The organism is Streptomyces sp. NBC_00223 (assembly GCF_036199905.1).
GTDB lineage: Bacteria > Actinomycetota > Actinomycetes > Streptomycetales > Streptomycetaceae > Actinacidiphila.
The window spans coordinates 63,022-75,471 of the sequence record NZ_CP108109.1; the positions used below are offsets into that span (position 1 = coordinate 63,022).

The following is a 12,450-nucleotide window of genomic DNA, read 5'->3' on the forward strand; positions in this document are numbered from 1 at the left end:
ACACCGGATGGGCAGCGCATCGATGAGCAGTGTCAGCGTCGTGATCCCCTGTTACAAGTACGGCCACTTCCTCGCCGACTGCGTACGCAGTGTGCTGGACGAGCAGCCGGGGCTCGACGTACGGGTGCTGATCATCGACGACGCCTCGCCCGACGACTCGGCGGAGGCCGCCCGCGCGCTGGCGGCCTCCGACCCGAGGATCGAGGTGCGGGTGCACGCCCGCAACCAGGGGCACATCGCCACCTACAACGAGGGCCTGCTGGAGTGGGCCGACGGGGACTACGCCGTCCTGCTCTCCGCGGACGACCGGCTGGTGCCGGGCGCGCTGGTACGGGCGGCCGCGCTCCTGGACGCCCACCCGGAGGCCGGTTTCTGCTACGGCAGGCCGCTGCGCTTCACGCACGGCGGCCCGCTGCCCAAGGCCCGTACCCGGAGCGCCGGTTCGGTGGTCTACCCGGGCCGCTGGTGGCTGGAGCGCCGCTTCCGCGAGGGCACCGGCTGCATCACCTCTCCTGAGGTCGTGGTCCGTACCTCCCTCCAGCGGAAGGTCGGGGGCTACGACCCGAAGCTGCCGCACGCGGGCGACATCGAGATGTGGATGCGGCTGGCCGCGCACGCCGACGTCGGGTACGTACGCGGGGCGGACCAGGCGTTCTACCGGGTGCACGGCGCGAACATGTCCACCACGGACTTCGGCGGCCAGCTGGACGACCTGCGGCAGCGGCGGGTCGCCTTCGAGTCGGTGCTCGACAAGTGCGGCGAACTGCTGCCCGCCGAGCGGCTCGCCGAGACCGTGCACACCCGGCTGGCCCGGTTCGCGCTGCGCCGGGCCTACCGGGCGTACGACCGGGGGCGCACCGAGGTGGTGCCCGTGGACGAGCTGGTGGAGTTCGCCCGGGAGTGCCTGCCGGGCTTCGCCGCGCTGCCGGAGTACCGGGCGCTGCGGCTGCGGCGGCGGATCGGCGCCCGCGCGATGCCGTATCTCCAGCCACTGGTGCTCTCCGCGGTGGCCGAGCGCGGCCGGGAGTGGCTGTGGTGGCAGTCGTGGAAGCGCCGGGGCCTGTGACGCCGCCCGGGTCAGCGGCGGTGGCAACAGCCGTTCGGCGCAGGTCAGTTGACGGCGGGGACCGGGCCGCCCGCGCGGTGCCGCCGGTGACTCCCGCGCCGCCGCTTCCTGGCGGTCAGCCGCCGGTCGGTCCACAGCGCGGCCAGGGTCCCGCCGACCGCGCCGCTCAGGGCCACCCCGGCCAGCGCCCGGCTCCTGATCCCCACCACCGGGACCGCGTTGGGCGGCACCAGCAGGTCCACGCTCATCCGCGAGGCCGCGGGGATGTCCTGCGCGGCCTGGAGCGCGGCCAGATGGTCGCCGAAGACGGAGATGATCGCCCGGACCTGGGTGTCGGCGCCGGCCGGGTCGGCCAGCCGGGCCTGGATCTGCAGCGAGGGGATCAGATACTGCGGGGTCACGCTGGTGCCGCTGTTGCGCGGGACGAGGGTGTAGGTGCCCGTCACCCCGGCCGCCCCCAGCTCCTCGGCGCCGGCGGGCGAGCGCAGCTGCTCGACGATCGCGTACGACACGGCGGCCAGCGGCGGCTGGAGATTGGTCAGCTGGTTGGGCTGGTTACCGGTCACGGGCGGTTTGACCACGATCACCGCGGAGCTGACGAACTGCGTCTGCGGGCGCAGCACATGGTAGGCGCCGGCCGCGGTCAGCAGCAGCGCGAACAGCAGCACGTACCATCGGCGCAGCAGCGCGAGGACGACCTCACCAGGGGACACCGGGCCTCCTCCCGTCACCCCCGATACTGGCAGGGCGGCGGGGCCGCTGCCACCGGATCGGGCATCCCGCGGCGGGAGTTGCCGGGCGGCGGGCGCGCCGGGGCGGGGGGGACCGTATGACGCTGGGCGAACTGCTCGCCGTGCTGGGCCGCCGCTGGTACCTGATGGCGCCGCTCACCCTGATCGGGGTGCTCATGGGCGGGTACCTGTACACGTCGGTGCCGGTGGCGTACGAGTCGGAGAGCTCGATCTCGCTGCTGGACTCCTCGGCGGTCGCCAAACTGGCCCCGACGTACGGCAATCCGATCTCGAACGCGGGCGGTTCGCTGGTCGTCACCGCCGATGTGCTGATCAGGACCCTCCAGTCGGCGGGGGCGGCGCACGATCTGGGCGACCGGGGGGTGAGCGACCGCTACACGGTCGGCTTCGCGGCGAACGCCTCGGGCCCGCTGCTCTCGCTGGCCGTCACCGGGACCGACCGGGCCAAGGTGCTGCGGGAGACCAGGACCCTGACCGACTTCGCGGGCGAGCAGCTGCGGGCGCTCCAGGCGGCCGCGCGGGTCGCGCCGCAGTACTACGTGAAGGCCGCGCCGATCGTGCTGCCGCAGACGCCGGTCTCGCAGCTCAAGAGCCGCTACCAGTACATGGCGGCGGTGGTGATCGCGGGCGTCGCCGGGGGGTTCTTCCTCAGCTTCGTCACCGAGTCGGCGGCGCTGGCCCGCCGCCGCAGGCGCGGCGAGGAGACCGTACGGCCGACCAGGTCCGGGGGCCGGCGGGGGCTGCTGCGGCGGCCGCTGGACGCCACCACGATCCTCACCGGCTATCTGGCGCTGGCCTTCTTCATCCCCTCCAACCTCACCCTGCCCGCGCTCGGCGGGGTCGGCACCCCCGCCAATGTCTTCGCCCTGCTCGGGCTGCTGTGGTACGTGGCGTCCTGGCTGACCGGCCGGATCGTGCCCGCGCCGGGCACCCGGGGGCCGCGGCTGGTGATGTGCCTGCTGTCGGCCGCCGTGCTGATGGCCTACGTCGCCGACGCGACCCGCGGCGGCTCCCACGAGGAGATCCTGGGCGCCGACCGGGGGCTGATCGGGCTGCTGGTGTGGGTGTCGCTGGTGGTGCTGGCCTCGGCGGGCATCCAGGACCGGGACCGGCTCGACACGCTGCTGCGGCGGCTGGTGGTGATGGGCACGGTGGTGGCCGCGATCGGCTACTACGACTTCTTCGCCTCGACCAACATCGCCGACTCCATCAGCATCCCGGGCCTGCACGCGAGCGTGGCCCAGATCTCGGCCATGGACCGCGGCTCCTTCACCCGGCCGCGCTCGACCACCGCCCACCCGCTGGAGTTCGGCGGAATGCTGGCGATCCTGGTGCCCTTCGCGGTGCACCAGGCGTTCGACCCGGTGCGCCGGCACGCGGGCGCGCTGCGCCGCTGGGCGCCGGTGGCGGTCATGGGCGGGGCGCTGCCGCTGACGGTGTCCCGGACGTCCATCATCGGCGCCGCGCTGGTGGTGCTGGTCATGGTGCCGCGCTGGAAGCCGCAGCGGCGGTGGACCGCGATCGGGCTGCTGGTGGCGTCCGTCGGCGTGTTCAAGGTCCTCGTGCCGGGTCTGATCGGCACGATCACCACTCTGTTCTCGACCTTCCTGTCGAACTCCGACAGCAGCACCCAGGCCCGTACGGTGAAGTACTCGGCGATCGTGCCCTATCTGCGCGAACGGCCCTTGTTCGGGCGGGGGTTCGGGACCTTCACCCCTGATCTGTACTTCTTCACCGACAACCAGTACATGCTGACCCTGGCCGAGATGGGCCTGCTGGGCACGGTGGCGCTGCTCGCGCTGTTCGCGGCCGGCGTCCACCACGGCGGGGCCGTGCGCAGGCTCGCGGCGAGTGAGTCGGACCGGGAGCTGGGCCAGGCGTTCCTGGCCTCGGCGGTGGTCGGCCTGGTCATCAGCGCCACCTTCGACGCGCTGAGCTTCCCCATGTTCGCGGGCATGTTCTTCCTGACCCTCGGCGCCGGCGGGAGCTGTCTGGGCTTCGTCCGCCGGCAGGCGGCCGCGCGGAACGCCGCCGTGCCGGACGATCCCTCCGTGCCGGGTCCGCGTACGGACCGGCCCCAACTCGTGGAGTCCTGATGCCCGTCCAGTCCCCGGCCGCGGGGCCGGTCGCCGTGCTCGTCGTGACGTGGAACAGCGCCGCCGTGCTGCCCGGCTTCCTCGCCTCGCTGCCCGCCGGCATGGAAGGTCTCGACTGGCGGCTGGTCGTCGCGGACAACGACTCGGGCGACACCACCCTGGAGGTGCTGGACGCCCTCGCCCCCGACGCGACGGTCGTACGCACCGGCCGCAACGCCGGGTACGCGGCGGGCGTCAACGCCGCGCTGGGCGCCGCCGCGCGGTGGGAGGGCGGCTACCGGGCGGCGCTGGTGTGCAACCCGGACATCCGGATGCGGCCGGGGTGCGCGGCCGCGCTGGTCGGCGCGCTGGACGCCGGGGAGGCCGCGGAGGCCGGGGAGCCCGGGGAGTCCGGGGCGGCCGGTACGTCCCCGGCGGACGGCGGCAGGACCGGGATCAGCGTGCCGCTGCTGTACGAGGCGGACGGCCTGACCCCGGTCCGCTCGCTGCGCCGCGAGCCGAGCGTGGCGCGGGCGTTCGGGGAGGCGGTGCTCGGCAACCGCAGGGCGGGGCGGTTCGCGCGCTGGGGCGAGCTGGTCACCGACCCGGCGGCGTACACCCGGCCCACCCGCGCGGACTGGGCGACGGGCGCGCTGATGGCGCTGTCGCGCGCGTGCGTGGAGACGTGCGGGCCGTGGGACGAGTCGTTCTTCCTCTACTCCGAGGAGACCGAGTTCTGTCTGCGGGCGCGGGACCTGGGTTTCGCCACCCGGCTGCGGCCCGAGGCGTCCGCGGTGCACCTGGGCGGCGACTCGCGGGTCTCGCCGCGGCTGTGGACGCTGCTGACGGTCAACAGGGTGCGGCTGCACCGCCGCCGCCACGGCGCGGCGGCCACCGCGCTGTTCTGGGCGGCGGTGCTGCTGCGGGAGGCGTCGCGGGCGCTGCTCGGCCGGGCGCAGAACCGGGCTGCGGTGGCCGCGCTGCTCAGTCCTTCGCGGCTGCGGGCCCGGCCTGGTCCCGCTGCGGCCGCACCGATATCAGCGACTTCGTGACGCCGAGCACCCGCTCGCCGATCAGCGCCGAGCCGGGGAAGAGGTAGCGCATCTCGGCGCGGGTCAGCAGCTCGATGTTGATCACGGCGTTCATGCCCTCCTCGGCGGTGCCGGGGCGGCTGTGGGTGAGCGGCCAGTGCCGTACCAGCCGGGCGCGGGCGGCCAGCGGCAGGAACTGGAAGCCGGGCGCCACGAAGTGCGGCTCGACCGGGAAGTAGCGGTACGGGGTCTGCACCCAGTGCAGGGGAGCGAGCGCCTCGACGGCGGCGGCGAACCGGAGGCGCTGGCTGTGGCCGCCGACGTGCTCGATGGTCGAGTTGGAGAACACCACGTCGTAGCGGCCGAGTTCGGCGGCGACATCGGGGTCGGTCACGTCGGCGTTCTGCGTGGTGATCCAGTCCGGCACCTCGGCGGGGTGCGGCTCCAGGTTGATCACATGGACGTGCCGGGGGCGCAGCGGGGCCCGCAGCCACATGTCGGCGGTCCCGCCGAGGTCCACGACGGACAGTTCCGCGATGCCGGGGAAGCAGCGCCGGAAGCGCTCCCAGCGGGCCAGCCGCATCCGCTCGCCCAGCGAACCGGGGGCGTCCACGAATCGGTTGCGCAGGGCGCGGGAACGGGTGCCGGGCACGTCGGACATGAGGTCAACCACCTGGGATCGGGAGCACTGTACGGACAGGGGGGTGCGGGTGCGGGGTTCTGCGAGGGCCGGGGGCGGGGCGGGGGCGTGCGGGACGCGCTCAGCCGGCGCCCTTGGGCTTGCACACCAGGGCGGTGAAGTCGTGGCCGATCTCGGGCAGCGCGTTGTCCTCGGCGGCGAAACAGCGCTCCAGCAGGTCGTGCGTCTCCGCGTCCCGGCCGAGGAAGTTGTGCGCGATGCCGGAGAACGCGATGTGCAGCACGGTCCCGCCGTAGGGGCGCTCCTCGACCACGTCGAACAGCCGCCGCAGGCCGGGCAGCAGGGCGGCCGCGTCGACGGCCTCGGAGGGGTCGTCCAGCACCATCGACATACGGCTGGGGCGGACCACCCGGCGCTTGATCCGGCCGTCGGCCAGCCGACGGCGTTCCTCGGGGAGCGTCGCGAGCAGCGCGTTGGCCGCGTCGAGCTGGCCGTCGGTCCACTGGAAGCGGGTGGGGCCGACGAACTCGTCGACGACGAACAGGCCGCCGGGTTCGATCAGCCGGGCCAGCTGGGGCAGGGTGGTGTCGAGGGCGGCGAAGTGGTGCAGCGACTGGAGGCCGAGCAGGACGTCGAAGCGCTCGCCGTCGTCGGTCATCGTCTGGACGTCGGCGACGCGGAAGCGCAGGACGTCGGACAGCCCCTCGTCGGCGGCGGCCCCGGTGGCGAAGTCGATCCGCCGGTCGGCCACGTCCACGCCCTCCAGCAGGGCGAACGACCCGGTCTTCGCCCAGAGCAGTTCATTGCCGCCCGTGCCGCAGCCCAGGGACAGGCCGCGCAGATCGCGGCGGGGAGCGAAGTGCTCGCGGGCCACGTACTGCGGGAAGGAGGTGTCGGGGTCGCCGGTCATCAGCGTGTTCCACCGCTTGATGACCGCCGGTATCGCCCACCACTCGGTCTGCGAGGGCTCGACCCGCGACCAGTGGGCGACCACCCGTTCGCCGCCGCGCACCCGGAGTTTGGCCAGTACGGGATCGAGGTCGAGCCGCCGGACCTTGCGCATCAGCCGGTCGGCGTCATGTCGGTTGATCAGGTTGTTGAGCATGCGAGCCCCCCTCGCCCCGGTGGGTTGCCGTGCAACCCGCACCCGGGGAACACCCTAGGGGCCGGGGGCGCGAGTTGTTCGTCAATCACTCCATTCCGTATAGAAACTCCCGGGGTTGACGAGATAGCGCACGGTGGGGACCGGAAGATGCCGTATCCGGTGGCCCCGGCCGTAACGGCGGATCAGCTCCCAGTCCTCGCGGGGCAGCACCTCGGGGGTGCGGCGCAGCCGGCTGAAGCGCAGGGCGCGGGTGCGGCGGGCGACGAAGGCGTTGGTGTCGAGGAACGACTCGCGGGCGGCCCTGCGGCGGTCGTACGGCACGGACAGCACGTCCTTGTCGGTGCCGTCGGGCAGCACCCGCCGCAGCGCGGTGTAGACGCCGTCGGGGCCGCCGGGCGCCTCAAGGGCGGCCAGTGCCTGTTCCAGATGGTCGGGCTCCCACCGGTTGTCGTCGTCCAGGAAGGCGATGTAACGGGACCGGGTGAGCCGGATGCCGACGTTGCGGACGACGCCCGCGACGGCGGTGTTGCGGGCCAGGCCGACGGCGAACAGCCGTGGGTCGGCGGGCAGTTCGGGCAGTCCGGCGCCGTCGTCCACGACGATGACGATCTGGTCGGTCACGGTCTGGGCCAGCGCGGAGCCGACCGCCCGCAGCAGTGCCTCGGGGCGCCGGTGGGTGGCGATCACCGTGGCGACCAGCGCGGCGGGCGGGCGTGGCCCGGACCGGGTGAGCCGGCGGACTTCGGCGTTCTCGAAGCGGCGCAGCGCCACGGCCGTGGGCGCGAGCAGCACCTTGTTGCGCAGTTCGAAGAGCACCATCCAGCCGAAGAGCCGCTTGGCCAGCTCCCAGGGGGCCCGGGCGGCCCGGCGGGCGGCGGACCCAGGCACGGCGGCGCCCTCGGCGGCTCTGTCCTCGGGGCCGCCGCTCATGACGGCTCCGGGACGACGGGCGTGCCGTCGGACATCCGGTTGCCGCTCCAGACGTTCCCGGCGCCGCCGGAGTTCCAGGCGGCGATCGGGCCGTACGCGCCGCAGTGCGGGTGGTACTGGGAGGAGAAGACGTTGTCGGTGACCCGGATGTGCGAGGCGTCCTTGCCGCCGCCGTAGAGCGCGTAGGCGCCGCCGGCCAGCCAGTTGTGGTCCACGGTGGTGTGGGTGACCGGCGCGGTGTCGGCGTACAGACCGATGCTTGCGGAGGCGCCCTTGTCCAGTGGGGTGGGGTTGAGCAGCGTGTTGTGACGGATGATCAGCTCGCCGGTGCCGCCGCCGTCGCTGATCACGGTGTTGGTGTGCTGGTACTCGCCGCCGAGGTTGACGAACGGCACGATGTCGTGGATGTAGTTGTCGTGCAGATTGCCCTGGCCCATGGACAGCGCGTCGCCGAAGACCGAGACGTCGTTCCAGCCGACCTCCACGACGCTGCCGCCCATGTTGGAGACCGCGTAGTCCACTCCCCCGTTGTCGGGGCCCTTGCCCGGTACGGCGGTGATGGTGTTGTGCAGCACCCGCAGCCCGTGGTAGCCGGCGCGAAGGTTGACGCCCCACCAGTTGGTGGAGGTGATCCGGCTGTCGATGACGGTGACGTCGTTGGCGTAGATGTCCAGCGAGCCGGTCAGGTCCCAGCCGCGGATGACCTCCCCGTTGGTCCTGAGCGTCATGTCGCCGGTCTTGTGCTTGGTGAAGGGCAGCCGGGGGCCGGTGGTACGGGCGTCGGGGAAGCCGCAGGCGGCGGGCGAGGCGCACGGCCCCGCGGCGGCGGGGCTGGTCGTGGCGGACGCGGTGGGCGGTGTGCCGGTGGTGGGGGCCGGCGAGGGGCGGGCGCGGTCGATTCCCGGGGCCTTGGCGTCGCCGCCCTGCTCGGCGGCCTGGTCGGTGGTCTGCTCACCGGTCCGCCCGGCGGGTGACGCGGAGTCGACGGGGTCGTACTGGCCGGGAGCGCAGCTGAGCGCTTCGACCGGGCAGCCGGCGCCGGTGGAGTGGGTGTCGCCGGAGCGGGACGCGAGGAGCAGGGACAGCACGACGGCGACGGCCGCGCTCACCGAGAGCATGACGAGCAGTCGGCTCTTCTTGGGGGCGTTGCGGGCCATGGGGCTACCTCGTGTCCTCGGGTACGGGTACGGGCGCGGGGCGGGCGGGGCCGCGCAGGAAGGTGCGGCTGGGCAGCACTCCGGCCGCGTACACCGCCAGGGCGACCACGGATATCGCCGCCAGGGCGGGCAGGCTGTCGCCGAACTCCCGCCGCAGGAGGACGACCGTGCCCGCCATCACGGCTCCGGCGAGCGCGGGCCAGGCGCAGGCCCGGACGATCCAGCGGACGCCGACGCCGCCGCGGCGCAGCGCGAGCAGGAAGACGGGCACCACGAGCCCGCAGGCGACCAGCACATGGCCCTCGGCGACGCCGACGATGCCGTGCAGCCGGGCGGCGACGATCAGTACGGGGATCAGCGCGACCAGCCACAGGCCCTGGGCGGTGATCAGCGAGCGGCGCTGTCCGACGGCCACCAGGCAGTCGTAGGCGAGTTCGCAGCCGATCCGGGCCAGGCCGAGCGCCATCAGCCAGGGCAGCGCCTTGGCGGCGGGCGCCCACTCGTCGCCGTAGAGGAGTTCGACGACCGGTCCGGCCAGCACGCCCAGCAGGACGCAGAGCGGAACGGTGCCGGTCACCAGGACGCCCAGGGCGCGGCCGAAGCCCTGGGCGAGGGCCTGCGGTGAGGAGGCCAGCCGGGAGAAGCCGGCGAAGGAGACCCGGCGGGCGGCCTCGGAGATGATCCGCACGGGCCAGCCGGAGATGTTGAACGCCAGGACGTAGAAGCCGAGCGAGACCTTGCCGAGGGTGGAGCCGACCACCAGGGTGTCGACGTTGACCACGCCGAGGGCGAGCATGCTGGCGCCCGCGAGCGGCAGTCCGAACCGCAGCAGCGCCCTGGCCTGGGCCGGGTCCCAGCCGAACCGCAGGGTGCCGGGGGCGGCGAGCGCGCAGCCGACCAGGGCGGCGACATTGCCCACCACGGCGCCGCAGGCGAAGCTCATCGCGCCCCAGCCCTGGAAGGCGAGCAGCAGGGTGACGGCGGTGCTGAGCACGAAGTTGACGGCGTCGATCGCCATCCGTCTGCCTTGTGCGAACTCGCGGGTGAGGATGCCGCCGGGCACCTGGGCCAGCCCGTCGAGCACCACGCACAGGCACATCACCCGCAGGACGCCCGCGGCGTCGGGCGAGCCGAGCGAACCGGCCACGGCCGGGGCCGCCGCGAAGAGCGCCGCGTACAGCAGGCCGCTGGAGACGGTGCTGAGGGTCAGTACGGTCGGGGCGAACCGGCGGGGGTCGCCCTCCCAGCGCACGAGGGCGAGCCCGACGCCGAGTTCGTTGGCGGACAGCAGCACCAGCAGCACGGTCTGGGCGATGCCGTACACACCCCAGGCGGCCGGGCCGAGGGCGAAGCGGGCCAGCACGATGCCGGTCGCGAAGTTGCCCAGGCGGATGACGACGGTGTTGATCAGGCTCCACCGGGCGGCCGAGCGCACCCGGCGGCCCAGCGAGGCGTCGGGGGCCGGTTTCGGCTCCGGGGCGGGCCCGGTGCCGGTGTCCCCGGGGCCGGTGGCGCCGGGCTCCTCGGGGTCCCGCAGCGCCCAGGAGGGCACTCTGCGCAGGGGTGCGGGGGCGGGCGGACCGGCCGGGGTCCGGCCCGCGGCGGTGTCCGTGTGTACGCGCGCCCTGTTCATGGGACGACTCCTTGCCGAGCGGCTCCTGGGAAACGGGGTCACACGAACCGGGGCGTCTGGGTCTCCTTCGCCGCCGTGGCGGTCTCCTCGGGCGCCGGTCCGGCCGGGCCCCGACCGCCGGCCGCCTCCCCGGGCATCGACCACCGGGGCGCGGGCCGCGCCGCCCTGGCGGCCGGCTGCGCGGGCTCCCCGGCGTCGGCGGCGGGCTCGTCGCGCCCGGACCGCCCGCCGCCGTGCCGTCCGGAGCCGGAGGAGCGGCGGCGGGCCTCGACCCAGAAGGTGGCCACCATGCTGACCACGACGCCCATCAGACCGGCCAGGACCAGGTATTCGAGCCTGGTCTTGGTCTGGGCGACCGGATTCTGCGGGGCGACCACGGTCGTCATGCGGATACGCGCCTCGGCGGCGACCGACTGCTGGTCCTGGAACTCCTCCAGCCGCTTCTTCGCGTAGGCGGTCAGCAGCCGGTCGGACCGCAGTACGGCCGCCCGGTCGGTGCCGGTGACGGTGAGCCACATCAGCGGGCCCAGCGCGTTGTCGGCGATCTTGGCCACGGGGGCGCCGGTCGCGCCCTGCGCCCGCAGGGCGGCGACCGAGGCGTCGGAGTTGAGGTTGCGGGCGAGGCTGTCGGCCATGCCGGTGAGCGAGGTCTGCGTGCTCAGGAACGGGTTGCCGTCGAAGGCGACCGTGGCCTTCTGGGAGTTGAGCAGCATGACCGTGCTCTGCGACTGGTAGGTGACCGGCACCGCCACATAGGCGCCGGCCGTCAGGACCGCGGTGAGCAGCAGTCCGGGCAGCAGGACGTACCAGCGTCTGCGCATGACCCGGAAGATCTCGGCGAGATCCATGACGTTCCCCCTTGCGGCCCCGTGGTGCTTGATCGAGCATATGGTGCGAAGTACCCGGACGAGGGCCGTTTCCGCTCCTGGAGCGCGGCTCATCCCAGGCGGTCGCGCGTCGGCCGGTCGGTGGGCCGGGGCCGGGTGCGCGCGGTGCCTCCCCCCAGCAGGACGGCGGCGATACGGTCGCCCGCGCGGCCGTCCCACAGCTCCGGGCGGCGCGGCGCGGGCGGGCTGTCGAGCACCCGGTGCACGGTGCCGACGATCCGCGCGGGGTCCCGTCCGGCCAGTACGTTGGTGCCCTGCTCGACGGTGATGGGCCGTTCGGTGTTGTCGCGCAGGGTCACGCAGGGCACGCCGAGGGAGGTGGTCTCCTCCTGGACGCCGCCGGAGTCGGTGAGCACCACGCGGGCGGAGTCCTGGAGGGCGATGAAGTCCAGGTACCCGGCGGGCGGCACTAAGCGGACACCCGCGGGCACGCCGATCCCGGCGAGCCGTTTCTCGGCGCGCGGGTGGACCGGCAGCAGCAGCGGCAGGCGTTCGGCGACCCGGCCGAGCGCGCAGAGCAGGGCGGCCAGTACGACGGGGTCGTCGACGTTGGCCGGCCGGTGCAGGGTGACCAGGCCGTACTCCCCCGGGGTCAGCCCGTAGCGGCGCAGCACACCGGAGTCGCGGGCCCGGTCCAGATTGGCCAGCAGGGTGTCGATCATGACATTGCCGACGACGTGGATCTGGTCGTCGCGGTAGCCCTCGGCGCGCAGATTGTCGGCGGCGTCGGGCGAGGGGGCCAGCAGGTAGTCGCTGAGCCGGTCGGTGACGACCCGGTTGATCTCCTCGGGCATGGTCCAGTCGCGGCTGCGCAGCCCGGCCTCGACATGGGCGAGCAGCGGGCCCGCCTTGGCGGTGGCCAGGGCGCAGGCCAGGGTGGAGTTGATGTCGCCGACCACGACCACGGCGTCCGGCGCCACCTCGGCCAGCAGCGGCTCGAAGGCGGTCATGACGCGTCCGGTCTGCTCGGCGTGGCTGCCGGAGCCGACCCCGAGGAAGCGGTCGGGCGGGCGGATGCCGAGGTCGCGGAAGAAGACGTCGTTCATGGCGTCGTCGTAGTGCTGTCCGGTGTGGACCAGCAGGACGTCGGCGCCGTGCCGCTCCAGGGAGTCCATCACCGGTTTGATCTTCGGGTAGTTGGGGCGGGCGCCGGCCACGCAGATGACGCGCATCA

General features: G+C 73.7%; 11 protein-coding genes. 3 read left to right on the top strand and 8 right to left on the bottom strand.

The window, feature by feature from the left end; translation table 11 throughout:
- Nucleotides 1-22 precede the first annotated feature (22 nt).
- On the top strand, nucleotides 23-1,066 hold the full coding sequence (locus tag OHA30_RS00260) for a glycosyltransferase (protein ID WP_328911704.1): 1,044 nt from the start codon (nucleotides 23-25) through the stop codon (nucleotides 1,064-1,066).
- Between the two features lie 44 nt (nucleotides 1,067-1,110).
- On the opposite strand, the gene OHA30_RS00265 is transcribed toward OHA30_RS00260, so the two are convergent.
- A complete protein-coding gene (locus OHA30_RS00265) occupies nucleotides 1,111-1,779 on the bottom strand; it encodes a hypothetical protein (protein WP_328911705.1) in 669 nt (222 codons plus the stop codon).
- Nucleotides 1,780-1,895: 116 nt separating this feature from the next.
- Here OHA30_RS00265 and OHA30_RS00270 point away from each other — a divergent pair, with 116 nt between their 5' ends.
- Both OHA30_RS00270 and OHA30_RS00275 read left to right on the top strand, forming a co-directional pair.
- Nucleotides 1,896-3,914, top strand: a complete 2,019-nt coding sequence (locus OHA30_RS00270) for an O-antigen ligase family protein (RefSeq protein WP_328911706.1) — start codon at nucleotides 1,896-1,898, stop codon at nucleotides 3,912-3,914.
- A complete protein-coding gene (locus OHA30_RS00275) occupies nucleotides 3,914-4,945 on the top strand; it encodes a glycosyltransferase family 2 protein (protein ID WP_328911707.1) in 1,032 nt (343 codons plus the stop codon). The genes OHA30_RS00270 and OHA30_RS00275 overlap by 1 nt, the downstream gene beginning before the upstream one ends.
- Here OHA30_RS00275 and OHA30_RS00280 read toward each other — a convergent pair.
- From OHA30_RS00280 to wecB, 7 genes are all read right to left on the bottom strand, one after another.
- Nucleotides 4,878-5,585 carry a class I SAM-dependent methyltransferase gene (locus OHA30_RS00280; RefSeq protein ID WP_328911708.1) on the bottom strand — a complete coding sequence of 236 codons (708 nt, stop codon included), beginning with the start codon at nucleotides 5,583-5,585 and terminating at the stop codon, nucleotides 4,878-4,880. The genes OHA30_RS00275 and OHA30_RS00280 overlap by 68 nt on opposite strands.
- 100 nt (nucleotides 5,586-5,685) lie before the next feature.
- A complete protein-coding gene (locus tag OHA30_RS00285; RefSeq protein ID WP_328911709.1) occupies nucleotides 5,686-6,669 on the bottom strand; it encodes a class I SAM-dependent methyltransferase in 984 nt (327 codons plus the stop codon).
- Between the two features lie 81 nt (nucleotides 6,670-6,750).
- Nucleotides 6,751-7,599 (bottom strand): glycosyltransferase family 2 protein, encoded by an 849-nt coding sequence (locus OHA30_RS00290; RefSeq protein ID WP_328911710.1) that lies wholly within the window; start codon nucleotides 7,597-7,599, stop codon nucleotides 6,751-6,753.
- Complete coding sequence (locus OHA30_RS00295) at nucleotides 7,596-8,756, bottom strand: hypothetical protein (RefSeq protein WP_328911711.1); 1,161 nt, start codon at nucleotides 8,754-8,756, stop codon at nucleotides 7,596-7,598. The genes OHA30_RS00290 and OHA30_RS00295 overlap by 4 nt, the downstream gene beginning before the upstream one ends.
- A 4-nt stretch (nucleotides 8,757-8,760) precedes the next feature.
- A complete protein-coding gene (locus tag OHA30_RS00300; RefSeq protein ID WP_328911712.1) occupies nucleotides 8,761-10,389 on the bottom strand; it encodes an oligosaccharide flippase family protein in 1,629 nt (542 codons plus the stop codon).
- 38 nt (nucleotides 10,390-10,427) lie between these two features.
- On the bottom strand, nucleotides 10,428-11,237 hold the full coding sequence (locus OHA30_RS00305; RefSeq protein WP_328911713.1) for a chain length determinant protein: 810 nt from the start codon (nucleotides 11,235-11,237) through the stop codon (nucleotides 10,428-10,430).
- Nucleotides 11,238-11,326: 89 nt separating this feature from the next.
- A complete protein-coding gene (gene wecB, locus OHA30_RS00310; RefSeq protein WP_328911714.1) occupies nucleotides 11,327-12,448 on the bottom strand; it encodes a non-hydrolyzing UDP-N-acetylglucosamine 2-epimerase in 1,122 nt (373 codons plus the stop codon).
- Nucleotides 12,449-12,450: the final 2 nt, after the last annotated feature.